Annotated in this window: 17 protein-coding genes; 8 read left to right on the top strand and 9 right to left on the bottom strand. The window is 68.6% G+C overall.

Annotated features, from left to right (window positions below; all coding sequences use genetic code 11):
- Window positions 1–56 precede the first annotated feature (56 nt).
- Both AUC47_RS00245 and AUC47_RS00240 read left to right on the top strand, forming a co-directional pair.
- Window positions 57–944, top strand: coding sequence for an ABC transporter ATP-binding protein (locus tag AUC47_RS00245; RefSeq protein ID WP_096713239.1), 888 nt, complete (start codon window positions 57–59; stop codon window positions 942–944).
- A complete protein-coding gene (locus AUC47_RS00240) occupies window positions 941–1,768 on the top strand; it encodes an ABC transporter permease (RefSeq protein WP_096713238.1) in 828 nt (275 codons plus the stop codon). Before AUC47_RS00245 ends, AUC47_RS00240 begins: the two co-directional genes overlap by 4 nt.
- 19 nt (window positions 1,769–1,787) lie before the next feature.
- On the opposite strand, the gene AUC47_RS00235 is transcribed toward AUC47_RS00240, so the two are convergent.
- From AUC47_RS00235 to AUC47_RS00220, 4 genes are all read right to left on the bottom strand, one after another.
- Window positions 1,788–2,900: a fatty acid desaturase family protein gene (locus tag AUC47_RS00235; protein ID WP_306453238.1), complete on the bottom strand. Its 1,113-nt coding sequence runs from the start codon at window positions 2,898–2,900 to the stop codon at window positions 1,788–1,790.
- 158 nt (window positions 2,901–3,058) lie between these two features.
- A complete protein-coding gene (locus AUC47_RS00230) occupies window positions 3,059–3,343 on the bottom strand; it encodes a hypothetical protein (RefSeq protein WP_143740674.1) in 285 nt (94 codons plus the stop codon).
- Between the two features lie 174 nt (window positions 3,344–3,517).
- Window positions 3,518–4,483, bottom strand: coding sequence for a dioxygenase family protein (locus AUC47_RS00225; RefSeq protein ID WP_096713235.1), 966 nt, complete (start codon window positions 4,481–4,483; stop codon window positions 3,518–3,520).
- 88 nt (window positions 4,484–4,571) lie between these two features.
- A complete protein-coding gene (locus AUC47_RS00220) occupies window positions 4,572–5,717 on the bottom strand; it encodes a low temperature requirement protein A (protein WP_096713423.1) in 1,146 nt (381 codons plus the stop codon).
- 355 nt (window positions 5,718–6,072) lie between these two features.
- Between AUC47_RS00220 and AUC47_RS00215 the strand changes: the two genes are divergently transcribed.
- A complete protein-coding gene (locus AUC47_RS00215) occupies window positions 6,073–7,605 on the top strand; it encodes a sugar transferase (protein ID WP_096713234.1) in 1,533 nt (510 codons plus the stop codon).
- A gap of 4 nt (window positions 7,606–7,609) precedes the next feature.
- Window positions 7,610–8,776 carry a glycosyltransferase gene (locus tag AUC47_RS00210; RefSeq protein ID WP_096713233.1) on the top strand — a complete coding sequence of 389 codons (1,167 nt, stop codon included), beginning with the start codon at window positions 7,610–7,612 and terminating at the stop codon, window positions 8,774–8,776.
- Window positions 8,777–8,792: 16 nt separating this feature from the next.
- Here the strand turns inward: AUC47_RS00210 and AUC47_RS00205 are convergent, their stop codons facing one another.
- Window positions 8,793–9,383 carry an arsenate reductase/protein-tyrosine-phosphatase family protein gene (locus AUC47_RS00205; RefSeq protein WP_179297463.1) on the bottom strand — a complete coding sequence of 197 codons (591 nt, stop codon included), beginning with the start codon at window positions 9,381–9,383 and terminating at the stop codon, window positions 8,793–8,795.
- 143 nt (window positions 9,384–9,526) lie between these two features.
- Here AUC47_RS00205 and AUC47_RS00200 point away from each other — a divergent pair, with 143 nt between their 5' ends.
- The 4 genes from AUC47_RS00200 to AUC47_RS00185 are packed head-to-tail and all read left to right on the top strand — an operon-like array spanning window position 9,527 to window position 14,714.
- The gene (locus AUC47_RS00200; RefSeq protein WP_096713231.1) at window positions 9,527–10,705 is read left to right on the top strand and encodes a glycosyltransferase; all 1,179 of its coding nucleotides are present in this window, start codon (window positions 9,527–9,529) and stop codon (window positions 10,703–10,705) included.
- A 57-nt stretch (window positions 10,706–10,762) separates the two neighbouring features.
- On the top strand, window positions 10,763–12,184 hold the full coding sequence (locus tag AUC47_RS00195; RefSeq protein ID WP_096713230.1) for a polysaccharide biosynthesis tyrosine autokinase: 1,422 nt from the start codon (window positions 10,763–10,765) through the stop codon (window positions 12,182–12,184).
- Entirely contained in the window at window positions 12,181–13,503 is a 1,323-nt protein-coding gene (locus AUC47_RS00190; RefSeq protein ID WP_096713229.1) for a lipopolysaccharide biosynthesis protein, read from the top strand. Before AUC47_RS00195 ends, AUC47_RS00190 begins: the two co-directional genes overlap by 4 nt.
- A complete protein-coding gene (locus tag AUC47_RS00185; RefSeq protein WP_096713228.1) occupies window positions 13,500–14,714 on the top strand; it encodes a hypothetical protein in 1,215 nt (404 codons plus the stop codon). The genes AUC47_RS00190 and AUC47_RS00185 overlap by 4 nt, the downstream gene beginning before the upstream one ends.
- Window positions 14,715–14,840: 126 nt before the next feature.
- On the opposite strand, the gene AUC47_RS16965 is transcribed toward AUC47_RS00185, so the two are convergent.
- The 4 genes from AUC47_RS16965 to AUC47_RS00165 all read right to left on the bottom strand — a co-directional run bounded on the left by AUC47_RS16965 (window position 14,841) and on the right by AUC47_RS00165 (window position 23,042).
- Window positions 14,841–20,429: a PKD domain-containing protein gene (locus tag AUC47_RS16965; RefSeq protein WP_143740673.1), complete on the bottom strand. Its 5,589-nt coding sequence runs from the start codon at window positions 20,427–20,429 to the stop codon at window positions 14,841–14,843.
- A 252-nt stretch (window positions 20,430–20,681) separates the two neighbouring features.
- Complete coding sequence (locus AUC47_RS00175; protein ID WP_096713226.1) at window positions 20,682–21,329, bottom strand: hypothetical protein; 648 nt, start codon at window positions 21,327–21,329, stop codon at window positions 20,682–20,684.
- Window positions 21,330–21,391: 62 nt separating this feature from the next.
- Window positions 21,392–22,309, bottom strand: a complete 918-nt coding sequence (locus AUC47_RS00170; protein ID WP_096713225.1) for a glycosyltransferase — start codon at window positions 22,307–22,309, stop codon at window positions 21,392–21,394.
- Window positions 22,299–23,042, bottom strand: a complete 744-nt coding sequence (locus AUC47_RS00165; RefSeq protein WP_096713224.1) for a CDP-alcohol phosphatidyltransferase family protein — start codon at window positions 23,040–23,042, stop codon at window positions 22,299–22,301. Before AUC47_RS00165 ends, AUC47_RS00170 begins: the two co-directional genes overlap by 11 nt.
- Window positions 23,043–23,102: the final 60 nt, after the last annotated feature.

Raw genomic sequence — 23,102 nt, 5'->3', positions numbered from 1 at the left:
GCATCCGGCCGCACCGGGCCCTATCGCGGAGCCGTCCGTACCGGCAGTCTGGACGGATGAAAGACAGCGTGATCGAGGTCCGCGACCTCCGCAAGGCGTACGGCGCGTTCACGGCGGTCGACGGGATCAGCTTCGACATCCACCGCGGGGAGACATTCGCGCTCCTCGGGCCGAACGGCGCGGGCAAGTCGACGACGATCGAGATCCTCGAGGGGTACCGACACCGGACCTTCGGGGAGGTGCGGGTTCTCGGCGTCGATCCGCAGCGCGGCGGCCTGAGCTGGAAGGCCCGCCTCGGCATCGTGTTGCAGTCATCCGGTGAGGCCGGCAACTTCACGGTGCGCGAACTCCTGACCGAGTTCGCCGGGTACTACCCCGATCCGCGATCGGTGGACGAGGTGATCGCAGCCGTCGGCCTCGAACAGAAGCAGCGCACGAGAGCGGGTCGGCTATCGGGCGGCCAGCGGCGGCGCCTCGACGTGGCCCTGGGGATCATCGGGCGCCCGGAGCTGCTCTTCCTCGACGAGCCGACGACGGGGTTCGATCCGGAGGCTCGACGACAGTTCTGGGAGCTCATCCGCTCGCTCAAGGCGGAGGGCACCAGCATCCTGCTCACCACCCACTACCTCGACGAGGCCGCGCAACTCGGCGACCGCGCCGCCGTCATCGCGAACGGCCGCATCGCCGACATCGGGGCCATCGACGAGATCGGCGGAGCGGAGGCGCGCATCCCCGCCGTCCGCTGGATCGATGACGACGGCATCCGTCGCGAGGAGCGCACGCACTCCCCCGGCGCGCTCGTCGCCGACCTGATGCGCGACGGCGGCGAGCCGCGTGACCTCGAGGTGGTGCGACCGACGCTCGAGGACGTCTACCTCGACCTCATCCTCGAGCACGGCGCCGTCGACAAACGGGCACTGCTCGACGCGAAGGAGCAGTCATGACCACGCCCACCGCGCGATTCGGGGTGACTCGGACGGTGCGACTCGGCATCCGCCGCATCGGATTCGAGCTGCGTCAGTACTTCCGCGCCGGAGACCAGGTGTTCTTCACCTTCCTCTTCCCGACCGTGATGTACCTCATCTTCGCGACGGTCTTCACCGGTGACATCGGCCAGGGCGCCGACACGGTGAGCATGGCGACCTACTATCTTCCTGGGCTCGTCGCGGGCGGCATCCTGCTCTCCGGGGTGCAGGGGCTGTCCATCGAGATCGCGGTCGAGAAGAGCGACGGGACACTGAAGCGGCTCGGCAGCACGCCGATCTCCCCGGTGACGTACTTCATTGGCAAGCTCGGCGAGGTCTTCGTCACCGCGGTCCTCCAGATCGGCCTGCTGATGATCGTCGCGGTCGTGCTCTACGACGTCGATCTGCCCTCGGATGCCGAGTCCTGGGGGCGCTTCGCCTGGGTGTTCGTCTTCGGCCTGCTCACCTGCGCGCTGCTCGGCATCGCGCTGTCGGCGGTCCCCCGCTCCGGCAAGACGGCATCGGCCGTCGTCATCCCGGTCGTGCTGCTGCTGCAGTTCGTCTCGGGGGTGTACATAGCCTTCTCGACGCTGCCGGAGTGGCTGCAGAACGTCGCCGCCGCATTCCCGCTGAAGTGGATCGCCCAGGGGATGCGCGCGGCGATCCTGCCGGACTCGTTCGCGTCGGCGGAGCCTGCGGGCGACTGGCAGCTCGGCGCGATCGCTCTCGCCCTGGCGATATGGCTGGCGGTCGGCCTCGTGCTGAGCAGGGCGACCTTCCGCTGGATCCGTCGGAACGGATGACGCTCGCGAACCGCCTCCGCTACGCGCGACCGAACTGCGCGGCCGCGGGGCAGTCGAAGGGATCGCGGGCGGCGAGGCCGACACGGTTCAGGTAGTCGACGACGATCGCATACGAGCGCCCGAGGCTGGTCTCGGTGTAGTCGACGCCGTTCGCCGCGCAGTAGTCGCGCACGATCTCTCGCGCCTTCGACAGGTGCGGCCGCGGCATGCTCGGGAAGAGGTGGTGCTCGACCTGGTGGTTGAGACCGCCCATGAGCCAGGTCACCCAGCGCCCGCCGCGGATGTTGCGAGACGTGCGCACCTGCTTCGAGAAGAAGTCGAGGCGAGCGTTCGGGTCGATGATCGGCATGCCCTTGTGGTTGGGCGCGAAGGACGCGCCCATGTAGACGCCGAACACCGCCAGCTGCACGCCCATGAACGCGAACGCCATGCCCAGCGGCAGCAGCAGGAACACGGGCACGAGCACCGCGGCGAAGCGCGTCGCGATGAGTGCGATCTCGGTCCAGCGCCCCTTGACCTTGCGGCCGGTGGCGAGGTGCTTGAGGCCGAGGTAGTGCAGGTTCAGCCCTTCGAGGGTGAGCAGGGGGAAGAAGAGCCACCCCTGTTTGCGGGTGATCAGGCGCACGAGTCCTCGCGACTGCGCGGCATCCGTCTCGAGGAACGAGATCGTGTCGACCTCGATGTCGGGGTCCTTGCCCACCTGGTTCGGATTGCCGTGGTGACGGGTGTGCTTCGAGTCCCACCACGCGTAGCTGATGCCGACGATGCCCGCCGCGAGGATGCGGGCGAGGCGGAAGTTCGCCGGCCCGGAGGAGAGGATCTGCCGGTGCGCGGCCTCGTGCGCGAGGAAGGCGACCTGCGTGAGGATGATGCCGAGCGCCGCCGCGATGAGCAGCTGAAACCAGCTGTCGCCGAGGAGGATGAACCCGGTGATCGCGCCGCCCAGGGCCACCGCGACGCCCGCGGCGACGAAGCCGTAGAACCACGGCGTGCGCTGCAGCAGCCCGGTCTCCTTGATGACCTGCGACACCTGCTTGTAGGCCTGCGCCATGGGCGGGAACTCGGCGTTTCCGGAGTAGGTCTGGCGGATCGGTCCGAGGGTGCTGGTCGTGTCGACCTGTGCGAGGGAGATGCTGTCTCCTGACGATCGGGAGCCCTTGAGCTGTGGAAGCCAAGGGCGGATGCCGATCGCTGCCCTCAGGCTAACCCGGCCCGCATACGGCGCTCGGCATACGACTCGCTTTCCCAGGGCACTGCCAGAACGACTGTCAGCGCACGGTCAGACAGAGGTCACGCCCGGGCGCGGCGCGGCCTCCGGCGCAGCGCTCGGGGCAGGGCGAAAGGGAAGGTCGACGGACGCCGCTGGGGCACGTCGGCGCGCTCGAGAGCATGCCGAGCGGAGTCGAGCGAGTCGAACGAGCCGAGCTCGGTGCCGCGGTGATCGTGGGTGACGTGCGCCGAGCCGTCGAACTCGACGAAGCCGGCGAACTCGCCGTCACGGGTGGCGACGTGCACATCGGTGTCGGCCTGTTTCCAGGTCAGTGGATCGGAGGAGGAGATGGTGGTCGTGCTCATGGTGATACTCATTGCTGTGGGGCGGGCACGCGTCAGCGCTCCGCAGATCGTGAGATCGAGGGCGGCTTCCGCGCGCGTCGATGTGCGTGGTCCGTGATGGCCCTGATCAGTGGCTCCGCGGCGGCCGAGAGGGCGGCCATGTCACACGGTGCGTCCCGAGTCTAGCAGATCTGATCACCGCGCCGGGGGCTCGCCTCCGCCGCTCGGTCCTCCGGCGCCGCCGCCGGGCCCGCCGGACGCCGCCGCTCCGGCGCTCGGCGCGGTCGTCGTGTCGACCGAGACGACGAGGGTGGCGGTGTACCCGGCATCCGCGTCTCCGGTGATCGTCGCGAGCTGCAGCACGGCGGAATCGTCGCCGAACACGTTGTCGCTCGCAAGGGTCGTCTGCGCCAGGTTCTGCGCGGAGCCGCCGTACCGTGCGTCCGCGTAGACCGTGGCGCAGGTCTCCCCCGGCAGGGCCATCTGGGAGGTCGCGATGGCGTTCGCGGAGTCGGTGATGGAGTCGACGTCGGGATACACCTCGAAGTGGATGTGCGGCCAGCGACCCGAGTAGCAACCGGGGAAGATCGAGGTGAAGGAGACGTTGCCCTCGGCATCCGCCATCTGCACCCCGCGCAGATAGTCGACGTCCTCCAGGCCCGACGAGTACATCGAGTACTCGCCCTGGGCCGTGCAGTGCCACGCGTAGACCGCGACGCCGGCGAACGGGACATCGCCGTTCGCCCGGTCGAGGATCCGAAACGCGATCGTCAGGGGGATGCCGTCCGCGATCGCCGAGCCGTCGATGGAGGTCGTGATGTCCTGCCGGACGATGCCCGACTCCTCGAGCACATCCGGTCCGTTCGAGCCGTCTCCCGGATACGGGCCGGCCGTCTCATCGGGGATCTCTCCTTCGGCGGTCGACCCTGTCGCCTCCGACCCGGTCGTGGCCGATGTCCCCGCTTCGGTCGGTGCGCACGCCGCCAGGACCACGGCGCCCACACCGAGCCCGGCGAGTCCGAGGAGACCACGACGGCTGACGAGCGTGCGCAGGTCGAACGCCACGCCCTGGTCGACGACCTCCTCGTCGGCCCGGTCGAGCAGCCGGCCCTGGTAGACGGGACCATCAGGTGTCTGGACGGGCTCGGGGATGCGGCTCATGATCGGGGTCCTCTCGCGGGGCGGGTCGTCGTCGACCCCATGCTCACGGAGGATCCGGTCAGGAGGCTATGGTCGGCCTATCCAGAAGCTATGAAGCATGCGGTCCGCCATGGTGCGCGGCCGGCGGACGGAGGACGAGGACCACGACGATCGAGGCCATGACCGCCGCGGTGATCGCGACGGGGATCGGCAGCACCGGGTCCAGCAGCACCAGCACCGCGCCGAGCGGGACGACCGTGTTCACGACGCGGTCGGCGTTGTCGCGGATCGCGACCCACCAGATCGCGAGCAGGAAGAGCGCGATCGGGATCGTGACCGTCAGCGACGCCTCGACGATCGACAGATGGCTCTCGCCCGTCAGCACGTCGAGCTCGACCTCGATGCCCGCCGAGAAGGCGGCGGCCGCCGCGAAGACGAAGTAGTGCGTGTAGCCGAAGCGCAGCGATCGGCCGAACGTGGTGATGGCCCGGTGGTGCGGCGGCCAGAAGTAGATCCACCACAGCGACGCCGTCACGACGAGCGTGAGCACCGAGATCGAGATGAGCGGGACGAAGGACTCCAGCTCACGGCTCGCATCGATGATCGCGTTCGCGGAGGCCAGCAGGCTCTCACCGAGCACTATCAGCGTGAAGAGGCCGTAGCGCTCGGTGATGTGGTGCGGATGCCACGGCGTCTGCCGTCGATACTCGGCGAAGACCGGGATGCTGACCTCGAGCAGCGCGAACACGACGAACGCGATCAGCTGCAGCGTGCCGGACGGGATGAGCAGGAACAGCACCCAGAGCACCTGCACCGCGGCGATGCCGACCGCATAGCGACGGGTGGCCCCGCGCAGATCGCCGGCTCTTCGGGAGGCGCGGAGCCACTGGGCGATCATCGCGACGCGCATCACGACGTACCCGATCACGGGGACGGTGAAGTCGCCGTGCTCGAACGCGGCTGGCACGCCGGCCGCGAGCACCAGCACCCCACCCATCTGCACGATCGTCGTCACCCGGTACAGCCAGTCGTCGGTGTCGAACGAGGTGGCGAACCAGGTGAAGTTCATCCACGCCCACCAGATAGCGAAGAAGAGCATCGCGTATGACGTGATGCCGTGCACGAAGTCGCCGTGACTGAGGGCGTGATGCAGTTGCGCCGATGTGATGCTCACCGCCACGACGAAGACGAGATCGAAGAAGAGCTCGAGGCTGCTCGCCGCCCGGTGCGGCTGTGCGGGGTCGCGCGGCTGCATCGGATTCAGGAGGAAGCGGTGCGTGGAGGCGGTCGTCACGCCGGTCAGGATATCCCCGCCCGCGTCGGCGCCACGAGAGGACTGAAAACTCGTTCATCCAATCGGCGGAAATATCTTCCGCTGAGGGCGACCGATCCGCTAGAGTGATCGAAGTCTGCAGCTCCTGCTGTACGCATGCACCGTGTGGGACGGTGCGAGCACTTCCGTGATGTGGGATCACGGTTCGCGGCAGGACCCGAGGGGTCGGGTATGCAGACGATGCTGGGGACGTGGGGTCCCTGGTCTGGGGAACACTGGGGAAAAACATGTCGCACTGGGGATTTCTGCGCACATACACGGCTCACGAGGCCTCGGCATGACTTCCGTCGAGGATGCTCTGAGCATCACTCGCGCGGGTTCGGTCTTCGCCCCGGTCGCGGCCCCACGGGCCATCAAGCCGGTCACGCACACGGTGGTCACACCGCGCGTGTCCGCAACGCTGGAGCGACGCCGCCAGTGGGAGCGGCGTTATCGGATGCGACTGCGGATCTCGGATGCCGGGGTCATCCTTTCCGCGGTCGCGCTCACCGCAGCGATCCAGCTGATGACCGGTGTCGCGGGGGAAGAGGCCCTGCGCAACGGCATCCTGCTGGGTTCGCTCTGGTATCTGATGCTCAGCGCTCTGCATACGCGTGATGCAGCGCTGTTCCGCGCCAGCGCGACCGAGTATCGCGGCGTCGCGCACGCCAGCGGACTGGCGTTCGGGATCATCGCCATGGTCGCTGTCGTGCTCGGCTGGGAGTCGATGCAGCTCGTGCTGCTCGTCGGCCTCCCGTTCGGCGTGCTCACGCTGCTCGTCACCCGATGGACGTGGCGGCACTGGCTGACGGCGCAGCGTGCGCAGGGGCGGTTCGCCTCGCGCACGCTCGTCGTCGGCAATCGCGACGACGTGGAATACGTCGTCCGCACGCTCCACCCGATCGGCGCATCGGGCTATCAGGTCGTCGGCGCCACGTTGCTCGACGGCAATGCTCGGGACGTCGAGGTCGGCGGCACGCGCTTCCCGGTCATCGGCAACGTGAACACGGTGTCGACAGTGGCGGCCGAACTGGGCGCAGACACGATCATCGTGGCGAGTCGACCCGACGGCGAGCCGGACTTCGTGAAGAAGCTCAGCTGGCAGCTCGAGGGCACCGCCGCCGAGCTGGTGCTGTCGAGCCGCCTGACAGATGTCGCCGGACCACGCATCTCGTTCGCTCCGGTCGAGGGGCTACCCCTCATCCAGGTGCAGATCCCCTCGTACGAGGGCGGGCAGCACCTGCTCAAGCGCGCGCTCGACATCGCCGTCGCGACCGTCGCACTGATCCCGATCGCAGTGATCACGCCCCTCCTCGCCCTGCTGGTGAAGCTCGACTCGCCCGGTCCGCTGTTCTTCTTCCAGGAGCGAGTCGGACGAGACGGACGAACCTTCAGGATCGTCAAGTTCCGCTCCATGAAGACGGATGCCGAGCAGCAGCTCGCCGCACTCAAGGAGCAGAACGAGGGTGCCGGCCTGCTGTTCAAGATGAAGGCCGACCCTCGCGTGACGCGCGTCGGCCGCGTCCTGCGCAAGCTCTCGCTCGACGAGCTGCCGCAGTTCTGGAACGTGCTGGTCGGCGACATGAGCGTCGTCGGTCCGCGTCCCCCGCTTCCCTCCGAGGTCACGGCGTACGACGGAACGGTCTACCGCCGCCTGTACATCAAGCCCGGCATCACGGGCCTGTGGCAGGTCTCCGGACGCAGCGACCTGTCGTGGGACGAGAGCGTGCGCCTCGACCTGCGGTACGTCGAGAACTGGTCGGTCATGAACGACCTGCAGATCATGTGGCGCACCGCCAAGGTCATGGTGCAGCCCGCCGGGGCATACTGAATCCATGAGCAAGGGGAACGCCCTCACCATCGCGATGGTGGGGACGCGGGGGGTGCCCGCAGCATACGGAGGATTCGAGACGGCGATCGAGGAAGTCGGTCGCCGTCTCGCTGAGCGCGGCCATGATGTGGTCGTGTACACGCGCGGATCGGAGCGACGCGAGAAGGAGTACCTCGGCATGCGCGTCGTGCACCTGCCCGCGGTGCCCGTGAAGCAGGTCGAGACGCTCAGCCACACCGGTCTGTCGACGCTGCACCTGATGCTGCATCGACGCCCGGACGCGACGTTCGTGTTCAACGCCGCCAACTCGCCCTTCCTGCCGCTTCTCCGGCTGCGGCGCGCTCGCGTCGCCCTGCACATGGACGGCCTCGAGTGGCGTCGTTCCAAGTGGGGCCCTCGCGGCAAGGCGTACTACCGGTGGGCCGAGCAGTTCGGCGTGCGCACGGCAGATGCGTTGATCGCCGATGCTCCGGGCATCGCCGACTACTACGCGCATCAGTTCGGTGTGCCGACGGAGCTCATCCGATACGGTGCGCCCATCCTCGATGAGCCGCCCGCCCGAGGTGTGGGCGAGCTCGACCTGAAACCCGATGGCTACCACCTCGTCGTCGCACGCTTCGAGCCGGAGAACCACGTGCGCGAGATCGTGCAGGGGTACCGCGACAGCGATGCGACGCTGCCCCTCGTCGTGGTCGGTTCGGCGCCGTACAGCGCGGAGTACACGCAGGAGATCCAGCGACTGGCCGACGGCGACGACCGCATCCGACTCATCGGCGGCGTCTACGACCAGGAGCTTCTCGACGCCCTGTACGCGAACGCCCTCACGTACGTGCACGGCCACTCCGTCGGAGGGACCAACCCCTCGCTGCTGCGCGCGATGGGCGCCGGCACCGCGGTGATCGCCTTCGATGTGCCCTTCAACCGCGAGGTGCTCGACGGGGACGGATGGTTCTTCGCCGACGCCGACGATGTGGCCGCGAACGTCGCCGCCGCCGAAGGTGACCCGGACCGCACGCGAGATCTCGGCTCACGGGTGCGCGACCGAGCCCGCGGCGCGTTCCGCTGGGACGACGTGGCGGACGCGTACGAGGATCTCGCTCGACGCCTCGCCGCGGGCGACAGCGTCCACTCGACCGCGCGGAGGGCGCGCCGGCGCGCAGAGGAGTGGTGACCGTCTCGCGGACGGGTCAGGTGCGCGCCGCGAGATCGCGACGCAGCCGAGAGGCGAGGAGCCGGGCGTCGATCGCCGCCCTCTCGAGTCCCTTCCGGTGGGCGCGCGGCCCCATCTGGTGCACGTCGACGACGTCGAGCGGCTCGGGTCCGCGCCGCCACGGCAGCGACGACGGTTTCGGGAGATCGAGTGTGCCTCGCCTCGAATGGAGCGCTGCCGCGTATTCCGTGATCGAACCCGCGTCGATGGGCTGCTCTCCCAGCAGAACCGCCTCGCGCAGAGTGAACGTTCGCGAACGCGCTTGCGGACGCATCCGGGCGACGATTGAGCGCTCGTCCAGCGATGCGACGATCACGATATCGGCGACGTCGAGATCATCGGCCTCGAGCCGCACCGAGTGGTGGGTCGCCGCGGCCGGCTCGAGCCCCGAGGCGATGCGACATGCGCGATGCCCCTCGGACGCCACGGTGCCGACCGACTCCACCTCCCATTCGGAAGGCCCGAGCCCCAACTCGCCCTCGGCGCGGAGCGCCTCCTGGAAGGCCGCAGCCATCAGCGGCGAACGGCACACGTTCTGCGCGCAGACGAACAGGACGCTCTCGCTCATCTCGAATCCCATCCCCAGCAGTCTCCGTCGGCTCCCCGAATCCCGGCGGCTCACCCAGCGCCGCACCGACACGGTAAGAATGATCTCACACACCGATGGAGCGGGCTCCCGCGGATCGGATGGACGCGAGAGGGGAAATCCGCATGCGTGTGCTCGTCGTGCATCCCGGCGCTGAACTGTACGGAGCCGATCGCGTCACCCTCGAGTCCGCCGCCGGTCTGGTCGCCGCCGGTCACGATGTCGTCGCGGTGCTCCCCGAATCCGGCCCATTGGTCACCGAGCTGGAAGATCGCGGGGTGAACGTCGCCGTCAGTCGCATGTTCGTGCTGCGCAAGCACCTGCTGCGACCCCGCCACTGGCCGTCGCTCATCTCCTCGGCCGCTCTCGGCCTCATCGAGTCCTGGCGCCTGATACGGCTCCACCGCCCGGATGCCGCGTATGTGAGCACGGTGATCCTCCCCCAGTGGCCGCTCCTCCTGCGCCTGCGCGGGGTGCCGACCGTGACCCACGTGCACGAGGCCGAGTCGGACGCGCCGTGGGCGGTGCGAGCGGCACTGTACCTCCCCCAGCTGTGGGCCCATGCGGTGATCGCGAACAGTCGCTTCACCGCTGAACTGCTGAGGCGCTCTCTGCCGGCCCTCCGTCGGCGAATCACCGTCATCCTCAACCCGATCGGGGGGCCGGCTGCGCCCGCGCCGCTCCGAGATCGACTGGATGACATCAGGATCGGTTACGTGGGGCGCCTCTCGCCGCGCAAGGCTCCCGACGCCGTGGTGGGAGCAGTTGCCGCGCTCCGCGAGCGGGGTCACGACGCCCGCCTCGACATCGTCGGCGACGTCTTCCGCGGGTACGAGTGGTACTCGGCCGAGCTCGCCGAGCAGATCGATGCGCGCGGTCTCGCGGACTCGGTCGCACTGCACGGATACGACGCCGACGTATGGCCGCACCTCGCCCGGTGCGACCTCATGATCGTGCCCTCCCGCACCGACGAGTCGTTCGGGAACACCGCCGTCGAAGCGGTTCTCGCCGGCCGACCCGTCGTCGTGAGCGATCTCGCCGGACTGCGAGAAGCCGTCGACGGGTATCCGACGGCGCGGATCGCCGCCCCGGGCGACGCGGCATCGATCGCCGATGCGGTGGAGACGATCGTCGAGGGCTGGTCGAGCATCGTGACAGAGGCGCCGGGCGCGGCAGCCACTGCGTCGGACCGGCACTCGACGGAGGGCTACCACCGGCGAGTGGCGGCGACGATCCGGCGTGTGGCCGGATCAGATGATTCCGGGGCGCGGGAGGATTTCCCGCCCCCGAACAGGGGAGAATAGGGCTGGACCGGGCTTCATCGCGAGAGGGGTCCGGCCCGGCAGGGGGAAAGAGAGAACATGACACTGCAGGACTACATCGACGCGCTGCGTCGGCAGTGGATCGTCATCGTCGCGCTGACCATCATCGGCGCCGGGGCGGCCTTCGGTTACGCGCGCACGCTGCCGGCCGAGTACAGCTCGACCGCCGCGGTGATGGTGATCCCTCAGCGCGGCGACAGCACGAACGAACTCGTCCAGGGGTCCAGTTACGTCCAGAGCCTCGTGCAGACGTACGCTGTGCTCGCCTCGTCGCCTCTGGTGCTCTCCCCCGTCATCGAGGACCTCGATCTCGACGAGACCGCGACGCAGCTGGCCAAGCGGGTGTCGGTGGTGAACACTCTGAACACCGTCGTGATCGAGATCTCGGTGACCGACAACGATCGCGTGCGCGCCCAGGAGACGGCAGCCGCGATCACGGACTCGCTCATCTCGGCCGTGGCCGATGTGTCGCCGAGCGACGCCGAAGGCGCTCCCGCTGTGCGCCTCGAGACCATCGCCCCCGCTCGCGAGCCGCAGGCCCCGATCGGCCCGAACACGAGGCTCTTCGCCCTCATCGGCGCCGCGATCGGCTTCGGCCTGAGTGTCGCGTATGCGCTGTTCCGACGCGTGCTCGGCACGCGCATCAGCGAGCGTTCCGACATCGCATCCATAACCGACGCTCCGGTCATCGGCGAGATCGTCGCGTGGCGCCGCACCTACACGATCCTCTCCACCATGCTGCGCAGTCGCGACAGCAGATCAGCCGAGTCGTTCCGCGCTCTCGCTGCGAATCTCAAGTACGTCGCGGTCGACCGCGACCTGCAGGTCGTGATGATGACGTCGTCAGCACCGCACGAGGGCAAATCGTCGGTGAGCATCGGCCTGGCCGCCGCGCTCGCGGAGTCGAATCACGATGTCCTGCTCATCGACGCCGACCTGCGGCGGTCCTCGGTCGCGACCGCTCTCCAGCTGGAGGGGTCGGTCGGCGTCACATCGATCCTCGTGGGCGACGCGACGTTCGATGAGGCGGTGCAGCACTCCGAGGCGGTGAACATCGACATCATCGCCGGTGGGGCTGCTGCTCCGAATCCCGGACAGCTCATCACGTCGCACCGGCTGCGCGAACTCGTGGCCGAGGCCCGCGAGCGCTATGAATACGTCATCGTCGACAGCGCACCGGCTCTCGTCGTGTCGGACGCTCTCTGGCTGGCCGATCTGTCGGACGGCGTGCTCGTGGTCGCGCGATCGGGACGAACGCGTCGCAAGCAGATCAGTGCGGTGCTCAGCACGCTGAAGTCGACGAAGAAGGATGTCGTGGGCATCGTCCTCAACGCCGTCAAGCGCAACGAGAGCAGTCCCTACTACGCTCCCGATGCCCCGAAGCGCTTCCTGGGGCGCCCCGTTTCGCGCAAGGCGGCTCGGACCGCGAAGGAGATCGGCGGCGGCGCCGTCGACGCATGAGCGTCTTCCTCGCACTGGGGGCGAGGGCCGTGTCGATGGCCATCTCGCTGGTCTGCGGCGTCCTCACGGTGCGCCTGATCCTGGGCGGATCCGGCGTCGAGTACTACGCGCTGTATACGCTGGTGGCCTCCCTTCCCGGCTTGATCTCCTTCTCCGATCTCGGCTCGGGAGCCGTTCTCGTCAACAGCATCGCGGTCAGCGACAACCCCCGATCCGACCGTCGGATCCGCGCGCAGCTCACCACCGTAGGGCGGATCATGGTCGCCTTCGCCGGTGCCGGCATGGTGGTCAACGCGGTCCTCTACCTCACCGGCGCATGGGGCGCGATCCTGGGTGAGGCGGGCAGCATCCCCGGCGCCGATCTCGCCGCTTTCGTGTCCCTGATGATCTTCTGCCTCGGGATCCCGTTGGGGATCTGGCAGCGCGTGCTCCTCGGCCTGCACAAGAACCACCTGATCATCCTGATCCAGGCCGCACAGGGTCCGCTCAACCTGCTGCTGGTCTGGCTCCTCGTGTCGTTCGCGCCGCCGTCCGCCGGCACGTTCCTCGCGCTGTCGTCGATGGTGTCCGGATTCGTAGTCGCTGCCGCCGGGTTCGGGTTCGCTCTGGCCGCACTGGCACCTCTTCTCGGCACTGCGCTGCGAGACGTCCCGGGCGTCCGGCGCGTACCCGGCGTGCGTGTCATGCACGTGGGTTGGCCCATGCTCGTGCAGCTCGTCTCCGCACCGCTGTCGGTCGCCCTGCTCCGATATGTCCTGGCGCAGTCGGGCAGCACCCATGAGGTCGCCGAGTACGGAGCGGTGGGCCAGGTGTTCTTCGCCATCAACGGCGTCGTGGCAGCGGGCGGCCTGGCGCTGTGGCCCTTGTTCACCCGCGCTCGCGCGCGCGGCACCCTCACCCGCGGGCCGTACCTCGTCGCGGCGATGTTCGCCGGCGGGGCAGCGGTGGTCTGCGCGATCGTCTGGGCCGTGTCGCCCTGGCTGTTCGCGTTCATCACCGACGGAACGCTCGACGTCGCCGGCACGACCGTCCTCGCCTTCGGGGCGATGGTGGTGTGCCAGGCCGCCCTGTATCCGCTGGGCATGTTCCTGATGGACGAGGCCGGGATCCGGTTCCAGATGATCCCCGTGGCGCTGATGACGGTGTCGACCATCGCGCTCGCTCTGATCGTGACGCCGCCGCTGGGCGCAGCCGGGCCCGTGCTCGCGAATGCCTTCTCCGTCCTCGTGTTCCAGGTCATACCCTTCGCCGTCTACATCTCGCGGCACCGCGAACGACTCCTGGGCGGACCTTCGTCGCAGGAGGAGGCTCCGGAGTGAAGATCCTCGCCGCCCTGGCCTGCATCATCATCGCCGCGCGAGTGACGCTCGTGCAGGGCGTCACCGCGGGGATCGTCCTGAGCCTGCTTCTGCTGCCCGTCTGGATCGTTGCGATCTGGCGGATGCGCGGGGGGCGGGCGACGGTCGTGGTCGGGGGTCTCGCGATCATCAGCGGGCTCGTCCTCACAGACTTCTTCGCCGCCGATCACCCGACGAACGATTCGATGATGCAGCAGAACACGTTCGCGCTCGTCGGACTCCTCTGCGGGATCGGCGTCGTGGTGTGGGCGCGCACGATCCTGGGGACCGCTCCGACCGCGTTGGCATACGGGGTGGGACTCTCGGCCTCGGTCGTGCTGCACGGCGTCGACAGCGACAACATCTGGAAGTTCGACCTGTCCGTTCCGGCGACCGTCATCGTCCTCGCCCTCTGCATGCTGAGCCGCAAGCTCTGGCTCGAGGTCCTCGCGCTGCTCCTGCTCGGCGTCGTCTCCGCGCTGAACGACTCCCGTTCGGCCGGATCCATGCTCCTGGTCGCGGCGGCACTCGTCGTCTGGCAGGCCGTGGGCGCACGACTGTCGAAGAGCTCGTCCACGGTGCGCACTCTGGCCGTCTTCGGTTTCGTCGCCGTCATCGGGTACTCGGCACTGCAGGCCTTCATCCTCGAGGGGTGGTTCGGGCGCGCCGCCGCGGTTCGCTCGGAGGCCCAGATCGCGCAATCCGGGTCGCTCATCCTCGGGGGTCGGCCGGAACTGGGGGCTTCGACCGAGCTCATCGCGGCGAATCCCTTCGGACTGGGGTCGGGGACGATCGCGAACGGCATCGACCTCACGATCGCGAAGACCGGCATGGCGAGGCTCAACTACGATCCGAACAACGGCTACGTCGAGCGGTACATGTTCGGAAACGGCTACGAGGTGCACTCGATGCTCGGCGACCTCTGGATCCGGTTCGGATTGTTCGGGGCCGCGCTGCTCGTGGTGCTCCTCGTCATCGTCGCACTCGGCACCGCCGGCCAGGTCGCGCAGCGACGAGCGAGCGGACTCACCATCTTCCTCACCATCCAGGTCTTCTGGGACTCGCTCTTCGCTCCCTTCTTCTCCACGTCGATCGCGACCCTCATCCTGGGTGTGGCACTCGTCATGGTGCCGCGCCCGGATCGGACCGCTGAGGCACCCGCCCGCACCGACTTCGTCAGCTTCCAGCGCTGAGCCGCCAGCCGCCGACCGCGCTGGCCGAGCGCAGCTCCGCTGCAGGGGGTCAGGCATCCCTCGTCGACCGCTCCCGAGTACGCCGAAGGCCCCGCGATCTCTCGCGGGGCCTTCAGCCGTCGACGGCTACTGCTTGGTGATGCTGAGGTCGTCCCACGTGAAGACGGTGGACGGGAGCGTGGATGCTCCGGAGACCGTGTTCATGAGACCCACCGTGCCTGCGGCCTGCATGGCGGCGGTGGTGTCGGTCGCCGTGACCTGCCAGGCGGCGGGCTCGACATCCGTCGCCTTCCAGACCTTGGCGGACAGCGTCGTCGGGTTCGTGCCTGTGACCGAGAGAGCCACGTTCAGCACGGTTCCCGGCGTGTAGGTCACGCCCGGCATCAGGTACGAGCCAAGGGCGGTCTCGTCACGCAGCAGGTAGAGCCGCACGCCGCCGCCGACCTCGAATCGGACTCGAGCGGAGTAGTTCGATGCGCCGACCTGGCGGCCGATCACGGTGCCCGTCGCCGCACCGCCGGTGGCGACCTGATCGGCCGCGATCGAGACGCGGATCACTGCATCCGTTCCCGACAGCCCGAGCCGCGCCGTGCGCGTCTGCGACGGGGCCATCGAGACGAGACCCGCTGTCCCTGAGACGGAATAGGATGCTGATCCACCCTGGAGCGTCCAGGCTCCGCCGAGGTCGGCGGAGCCCCACCCGCCGGAGGGAACCGTGCGGGTGAACGTGTCGGTGACCAGTGGGGCGTTCGCCGGAGGTGCCGTGACCGCGACCTGCTTGACGATCGCGTTGGTGGCGCCCTTGTCGTCGGTCACTGTGAGGGTGACCGAGTAGGTGCCCGCCGACGCGTACGTGTGCGAGGCCGTCGCACCGGTGGCCGTCCCCCCGTCGCCGAAGGTCCACGCGTACGACTGGATCGTGCCGTCGGGGTCGGACGAGGCCGACCCGTCCACGGCGACCCCGAGGCCGGTGGCCGTCGGCGTGAACGCAGCGACCGGTGCCTGGTTCGGCGCCGGAGCGACGGTCACGGCAGTCGTCTTGGTGGCGACAGCGCCGCGGTCGTCCGTCACGGTCAGGGTGACCGAGTAGGTGCCCGCCGTCGTGTACGTGTGCGAGGCCGTCGCGCCGGTGGCCGTACCCCCGTCGCCGAAGGTCCATGCGTACGACTGGATCGTGCCGTCCGAGTCGGTCGACGCCGATCCGTCGACCGTCACCTTGAGACCCGCCGCGGTCGGCGTGAACGCCGCAGTCGGGAGCTGGTTGGGAGCGGTCGGAGCGGTCGGGTCTACCACGGCGAAGGACTTCAGACTCATGGTGGCGTTCGGCGTGGCCGAGGTTCCGCCCAGGTAGGTCAGGAGTCCGACGGAGCCGGCGGCCTGCATCGCGGCCGCGGTATCGGTGCCCGAAAGCTGCCACGACGTGGGCTCGGCATCCGCCGAGCGCCAGACCTTGGTCCGCACGGTGGTCGGCGAGGTGCCGGTCACCTGGAGTCGGACAGAGAGCTCCGTGCCGGCCGTGTAGGTGCCGGGCAGCACGTAGGAGCTGCCGATCGCGGTCTCTCCGCGGAGGATGTAGACCCGCATCGTGTTGCCCGCCTCGAACCGCACGCGAGCCGAGTAGTTGTCCGAACCGACCTGACGGCCGATGAGCGTCCACGAGTACCCGGCTCCCGTGCGGTCGACCGAGAACTTCGTCGTGATGTCGGAGTTCTTGGACGAGACGCCCGTCAGCAGCACGCTCCGCGTGTCGTAGATGTTCGAGACGATCCGCCCGGTCGTGCCGTCGACGGAGAAGGCGGCATTACCACCCGAGGTCGTCCAGGCGCCGCCCTTGTCAGCGGTACCCCATCCGGCTGCCACCGTGCGCTGGAACTGGTCGTTCGCCAGCACCGTGAACTTCGGCGGTTCGACGGCGGTCAGCTGCTTGGAGGCGGATGCCGTCCCGCCGCGGTTGTCCGTGACCATGACCGTGACCGTGTAGGCGCCACCTGCGGCGTAGTCGTGGGCCGCGGTCGGGGTCGTCGTGGTCGCCGTCGTCGCGTCGCCGAAGTCCCACGCGTACGAGACGATCTGGCCGTCCGAGTCCGTCGACGCCGAGGCGTCGAGCGCGGCAGACAGGTTGGTGATCGTCGCGGTCAGTGCTGCACTGGGCAGGACGTTGGGCGCGAGCGCCGCGGTGACCTGCTTGCTGGTCGTCGCGCTGCCGCCGCGGTCGTCGGTCACGGTCAGGGTGACCGTGTACTCACCCGGCGTCGTGTAGGCGTGCGCGGCCGTCTTGCCGGTGGCGACAGCCCCGTCACCGAAGGACCAAGAGTATGTCGCGATGGTGCCGTCCGAATCCGTCGAGGACGACGCGTCGACCGCCACGTTCATGTGGGTCGAGGTCGCGTCGAACGCGGCAGCCGGAAGCACGTTGGCCGCCCGCACCGTGACCGTCTGCGTGATGCTGTCGGTCGCACCCCGGTCATCCTTCACGGTGAGCTTCACCTGGTAGGTGCCGCCCGAGGTGTACGTGTGCGCCGCAGTCGGGCCATCGGTCGACGTCGCACCGTCCCCGAAGTCCCACGCGTAGGAGGCGATCGAGCCGTCCGGATCGGTGGAGGTCGTCGCATCGAACGCGACGGCCAGGTCGGTCGGGATGGAGCTGAAGGCCGCCGCCGGGGTCTGATTCACCGAGCCGAAGGCGCCGAGCTGGTAGTGCTCGCTGACCTGCGTCGCGGTCAGCGCCTTTCCGTACACGGCGACCTCGTCGATCGTGCCCGTGAAGGTCGTCGCTCCGGCCCATCCGCTGTCGTTGCCGACTCGCCAGTAGCCGCTGTAGTCCTGCGCGACGGTGTTGGCGTTCGTCCCGACGAGTGCGCCGTCGACATAGAAGGCCATGCCGTCTCCCGAGAGCGAACCGACCACGTGGTGCCACTGTCCGTCGTTGTACGAACCCGGCGTGCTGATGGTGAACTGCGCGTTGTTCCAGACGCCGAAGTTCAGCACGCCGTTCGGCGTCATGAAGATATGACGGTCGTTGCTGCTGCTGAGTCCGCTGTTGCTGTCGCCGAAGCCGAGGATCTTGCCGCCGGCCGTGGTCGTCGTCTTGAACCACGCCTCGGAGGAGAAGACCTGCGGTGCGACGTACTGCTTCGTCCCGGCGAGGCGCACGGTCGTCGAGCTGGTGGTCGGCGCCCAGCGCACAGCCTTGTTGCTCACACCCGAGATCGCGCCGGTCTGGTTCTTCACGAGCACGCTCGTGTTGCCGGTGTAGGTTCCGGTCGACCCGTTGATACCCGAGTCGGCGGCCGTGGTACCGGTGCCGGTCTCGTTCAGGCGCCAGTAGAGCGTCGGATCGAGATCGAACACGGACTTGCCGTAGGAGTCGGCCGGAGCCGCGGGAATCGTGCTGGTGCGGCCGCTGGCCACCCAGTGCGCGTCGATCTCCTTGCGGGTGAGCGCGCGGTCGTAGATCGCGACGTTCGAGATCGATCCGTTCAGGTAGGCGCTGGATCCGACGTTCGGCCAGGATCCGAAGTTGTCGCCGCCGATACGCCAGTAGCCGGTGTAATCCTGGGCGGACGTCGTGTCGGAGCGTTCGCCGATCTTCACGCCGTCGACGTAGAGCACCTGCCCGGCCGGACTCAGCGACGCCACCACGTGGTGCCACTGGTTGTTGTTGAAGCCGGTGCCGCTCGTGATGGTGCGGGTCGCGCCCGGGTAGACGCCGAAGGTGACGCGGCCGGAGTTATCGAGGTACACGTGACGGTCGTAGCTGCCGGAGTTGCCCGTCGCCGCGTTGCCGAACCCGAGGATCTTGCCGCCCTGGGTGCTGCCGGTCTTGAACCACGCCTCCGCCGTGAAGGTCTGCGGCCCCTGGATGCTGTTCGCGGTCCGCGCGCCGGAATTCGAGGACCCGGAGAACGTCGTCGCCGTGGCGGTGCCGACCGGACCGGCCGTGCCGCGGGTCGCGTTGGCGACGACGAGGTCGTTGCCGCCCGACCAGTCGAAGCCGGCCGCGCCGCTGCCCTCGTTGAGGGGCCAGTAGTCCACGGGCGCACTCGTGAGCACGGCGTCGTCGTAGGCGGTCGAGACACCGGCAGCCGCTGTCGTGACCGGGGTCCAGTCGCTCTGGGTGCTGTTGCCGAACGCGTCCGTGGCTTTGACGCGGTAGTTGTAGGTCGTGCCGGGCACGGCCGTGTTGTCGCGATACGACATCGCGGGGCGCGTCCAGAAGTTCGAGAGCTGGTCGGTCTCGTAGATGGGCGTCGTCATGCCCTTGTCCTGCCGGAACACCTGGTACTTGAGGCTCTGGTTGTCGCGGTCGTAGTTCGCGGTCCAGGAGAGGCGGTTCACGCCGGTCTGGAAGGAGGTGGCGCTCAGCGACCACGCTCCACCCTGGACCTGCGGGCCCTGCTTGTTGGGTGCGACGGTCTTCGTCGCGAAGCGCACGATGCCCTGCTGGCCCGCGCCGTTGACCTTGAGGAACTCACCGCCGACGAGGAGGTAGTTCCCGAATGCCGTGACCTGCCACGGTCCCTGCGACTGACCGGTGTACGTGCCCGGGACGTACTCCGGGTACCACTGGAGCAGGTCGCTCGTCGGCTGACCGGCGAAGTTGCGGTAGCCCTGCGTGTCGTTGGTGATCGCCTTGCCGTTGGGTGCCTTGGAGAAGGCGAGCGAGTGCTTGAACGAGCGCGGGTTGGTCTCGGGGAACCCGTTGACGTTGCCGCAGTAGTGCGGGTGGCCGACGACGTAGGTGGTGTCTGCGGTGGGGGCGATGTCGTAGCTGTCGCCGTGGCAGTCCTCCATCCAGACCAGGCTGCCGTCGCTCCAGTTCGCGCGGAATCCGCCCTCGAAGCCGTCCTGCGAGGTCCCGCCGAAGTCGAACCCGGTGCCGTAGACGCTGTCGCCGTCGGAGGAGAGCGAGTACATCGCGGCAGCGGTGCCGCCGTTCCGCAGGACGCTGTTCATGGCCCAGGGCAGCAGCGTGCCGGTGCTCGCATCGAGGGCGGTGATGCCGCGTCCGGGGTTGGTGGAGCCGTTGACGGAGGTGAACGATCCCGCGATGACGACCTTGGACCGGTCGGGGGAGACGACGATGCCCTTCGCACCGTAACCGCCCTGCACGTCGGCCGAGAAGTCCGTGACGGCGCCGGTGCTCGCGCTCACCGCCGCGACCTTCGTGCGCTGGGCGCCGTTGACGGTGGTGAACTCGCCCGCGAGGTAGATCGACGAGTCGGTCACGGCGACGGAGTCGACGCGCCCGTTGGTCTCGGGCGCCCAGTTCGTGATCAGGGCGCCGGTCGCGGTGTCGAACGCGGCGACACGGTAGCGCCAGGCTCCCGCAGCCTGCGAGAACATGCCGGCGACGTAGATGCGCGACCCGTCGGCGGACTTCTTGATGTCGAGGACGGTGTTGTTCGTCCCCGGGTTCCACGAGGAGATCAGGTTGCCGGTGGTGAGGTCGTAGGCGAGCAGGTTCGCGCGAGGTGTCTCGTTCGTGCCGGCGGGCGCGCCCGCGGGACGGGCCTTGCTGAAACTGCCACCCACGTAGACGGTGTTGCCGACGACCTCCTGGGCGTAGACCACGCCGTCGATCTGCACCGTCGGCAGCGCGTCACCGGCGACCGTCTCCGGCGTTCCTGCCGCCGGAGCCGTGTCCGCCGAAGCGGCTGCGGGTACGACGAGCGCGCCGACCGTCAGAGCGAGAGCGGTGACGACGGCTCCCATCAGCTGCGCCACGCGGGGGCGGCGAGCGCTCCCCTTCTCAGCCGCGACAACACGGCCACCCCAATTGATGTGCACTTTTTCTCCCCAGAGTTCTGCACTGCGCGCGTCAAGACGGCGCTTGATGAAGGCCGCCCCCCATAGGCGACCCATTCCCCTGCGCTGATCGTAGCGGCATACCGGTCACGTTGGCAAGACGCAAGTCGCGGGGATCTCTGGAGTGTCCGACCTCCGGCCGGACCGGACGGACTTCAGTCAGCCGACAGCGCCGCGGAACGCGAATGCGGGCTGCCCCGCGCGGTAGTCCACAGTCAGGGTGACGTCATCCCGCTGGTTCTCCGGAATCGTGTAGACGTAGACGCCCTGGGCCGTCTTCCCCGGTTCGAGCGAGCCCTCGAACGGAGCACCTCCGGGTCGAACCAGACCGCCCGCGGGCGTCCGATCCTCGCCGATGTAGGCGTTGACCGCGACGAATCCCAGGTCGACGGCGGCGTCGGTGTCGTTGGTCAGCTCCAGGGTGAACTGCACGGCGGGGCCGCCGATCTCACCGGCCTGCACGGCTTCGCCCTCGACTGCCGCCATCTTCACGATCCGAGCGGTGAGGCCCTCGCCGTTCTCGGCGGTCTCGTCGGGCGACACGGGCGCGAGCTCGGGCATCGTCTCGGATGTCGCCGAGGGATCCGGAGTCGGATCGGCCGCGGGATCGTCCTGCTCCGCCGGGTCCTCCGTCGCGCCGGCCGACGTCGTGGGACGAGGCGACGCGTCGCCGTCCTCCGGAGCGCCGGAGGACGTCACGGCGAAGTACACGATCACTGCGACGGCGAGGACTGCGATCCCGGCGACCCACCACCACATCGCACGACGAGGAGCTCGTGCGGTGTCGTTCGTCGACTCTTCCGTCATATTCGTTCCATCCCCTGGTGCATTCGCTCACGATCGCGGCGGTCGGGGTGGATTCTATCCCGTCACCCCCGAAGCGACCGTCTGGCGATACGGCGCCCGTCGCGCCAGCCCCGCCACACCGCTCGCAGCGGCCGCCACGGTCGGAGCAGCTGTCTGCGTCCCCCGCGGAGCAGCACCTCGCGCGCGGCCGGGACGGATGCCGTGTCCCACCGGGTCACGACCTCGGGATCGAGGAGCTTCAACGCCAGCAGCATGCGGTTCCGGACGTTGTAGTAGTAATACACCGGCGATTTCGCGTGCACGTCGGGGTCGCCGATGCCCTGCGTGCCTCCCTCGTCATGCACCGCTCTCGCATCTTCCACGAGCACGAGCGCCCCACCGGCATCCTCCACCCGCATCGAGAAGTCGACGTCCTCCCAGTAGAGGAAGTAGTCCTCGTCGAAGCCCCCGACAGCGCTCCAGGCGGCGTCGTTGATCATCAGCACCGCGCCGGTCAGCCAGCGGCGCACCGGCGCGTCAGGGTTGCGTCGTGCCCAGGCGCGTCCGTGGGTCGACCCGTCGCGCAGATCGAGGACGTGTCCTGCCGACCACGTGCGTCCTGCCCCGTCCTCGATCACCGGGGCGGCGACGACGGGAGCGGCGCCGTCCACCGCGTCGAGCAGCCTCTGCGTCGATGAGGCGTCGATCGTGGCGTCGGGGTTGATCAGCAGGAACCGGGTGCGGCCGTTCGACCGCGCAGCCTCGACGCCGCGGTTGACCCCGACTCCGAATCCCGTGTTGTCCTGCTGCAGCAGCGCGGTCCACCCCTGCCGAGCAGCGAGGCGCGACACCCGTGCGGCCTCGGCGTCGCTCGACCGGTTGTCGACCACGAACACCGCAGCGCTCGGGAGGGCGTCGCTCACCGGCACGAGGTTGCGCTCGAGCAGGTCCGAGGATCCGTAGTTGACCACCACGATCGCGAGCGCTGCGTCAGCGACCATCGGCGATTCCGCTCGAGAGTCGGCTCATCGCGCGGAACCAGCGCACGGCGGCCAGCAGGCAGAACGCGGCGGCAGCCGCGAAGAACAAGGCGTAGACGACGGCGAACACGGACGTCCACCCCCACAGCACGTACACGAGGCACACGATCCCGTAGTCGACCGGAAGGAGCAGGATGGCACGCAGAGAGCTGCCACCCCCCGACTCCGCCGCGGACGCGATTCCCTTCGACGACTTCAGCAGGTCGTTGAGGATCATGCCGAAGAACGTCGCCGTGGCGACGATCGCGAACCCCAGCGGTACGAGCAGGTAGGCGTCGGCCAGATCCGTGAAGCGGAAGATCGCGACGGCGGTGGCGATCGGCAGCGTCACGATCTTGATCGAATCGATGAAGTGGTCCAGCCACTCCCCCGCCACCGAGCCCCCGCCCCGCAGACGGGCGACCTGGCCGTCGGCCGAATCCAGCGCGTAGCCGATCGCGAGCAGCAGCCAGACGAGGATGCCGGTCCACCAGACCGGCTCGACCAGAGCCAGCACGAGGATGCCGGAGAACGTGAAGACCGCGCTGACGCCCGAGACGCCGTTCGGAGTCATCCCGAGTCGGTACGCGATCGCGGCGAAGACGCGTCCGACGGGACGGTTGACGTAGACGCTGTAGCCGGGCGCACCCTTCGCGCGTCCCTTCTGCGCCGAGGCGAGACGCCTCATGGAGTCGGCGAAGCTCTCCGTGGTCATTCGGCGTGTCCCCTCCGTCGAACCCCGCAGAGAGGGCGTCGATCACCAGATAGAGTATGC

Source organism: Microbacterium sp. SZ1, from assembly GCF_002362255.1.
Taxonomy (GTDB): Bacteria; Actinomycetota; Actinomycetes; order Actinomycetales; family Microbacteriaceae; genus Microbacterium.
The sequence above is the reverse complement of the archived record's forward strand: the minus strand, read 5'-3'. Positions and strand labels throughout refer to the sequence as shown.

Coding starts and splice junctions, on each gene's coding strand:
- AUC47_RS00245 (WP_096713239.1), top strand. CDS start 57: ATGAAAGACAGCGTGATCGAGGTCCGCGACCTCCGCAAGGCGTACGGC.
- AUC47_RS00240 (WP_096713238.1), top strand. CDS start 941: ATGACCACGCCCACCGCGCGATTCGGGGTGACTCGGACGGTGCGACTC.
- AUC47_RS00230 (WP_143740674.1), bottom strand. CDS start 3,343: ATGAGCACGACCACCATCTCCTCCTCCGATCCACTGACCTGGAAACAG.
- AUC47_RS00225 (WP_096713235.1), bottom strand. CDS start 4,483: ATGAGCCGCATCCCCGAGCCCGTCCAGACACCTGATGGTCCCGTCTAC.
- AUC47_RS00220 (WP_096713423.1), bottom strand. CDS start 5,717: ATGCAGCCGCGCGACCCCGCACAGCCGCACCGGGCGGCGAGCAGCCTC.
- AUC47_RS00215 (WP_096713234.1), top strand. CDS start 6,073: ATGACTTCCGTCGAGGATGCTCTGAGCATCACTCGCGCGGGTTCGGTC.
- AUC47_RS00210 (WP_096713233.1), top strand. CDS start 7,610: ATGAGCAAGGGGAACGCCCTCACCATCGCGATGGTGGGGACGCGGGGG.
- AUC47_RS00205 (WP_179297463.1), bottom strand. CDS start 9,383: ATGAGCGAGAGCGTCCTGTTCGTCTGCGCGCAGAACGTGTGCCGTTCG.
- AUC47_RS00200 (WP_096713231.1), top strand. CDS start 9,527: ATGCGTGTGCTCGTCGTGCATCCCGGCGCTGAACTGTACGGAGCCGAT.
- AUC47_RS00195 (WP_096713230.1), top strand. CDS start 10,763: ATGACACTGCAGGACTACATCGACGCGCTGCGTCGGCAGTGGATCGTC.
- AUC47_RS00190 (WP_096713229.1), top strand. CDS start 12,181: ATGAGCGTCTTCCTCGCACTGGGGGCGAGGGCCGTGTCGATGGCCATC.
- AUC47_RS16965 (WP_143740673.1), bottom strand. CDS start 20,429: ATGGGAGCCGTCGTCACCGCTCTCGCTCTGACGGTCGGCGCGCTCGTC.
- AUC47_RS00175 (WP_096713226.1), bottom strand. CDS start 21,329: ATGACGGAAGAGTCGACGAACGACACCGCACGAGCTCCTCGTCGTGCG.
- AUC47_RS00170 (WP_096713225.1), bottom strand. CDS start 22,309: ATGGTCGCTGACGCAGCGCTCGCGATCGTGGTGGTCAACTACGGATCC.
- AUC47_RS00165 (WP_096713224.1), bottom strand. CDS start 23,042: ATGACCACGGAGAGCTTCGCCGACTCCATGAGGCGTCTCGCCTCGGCG.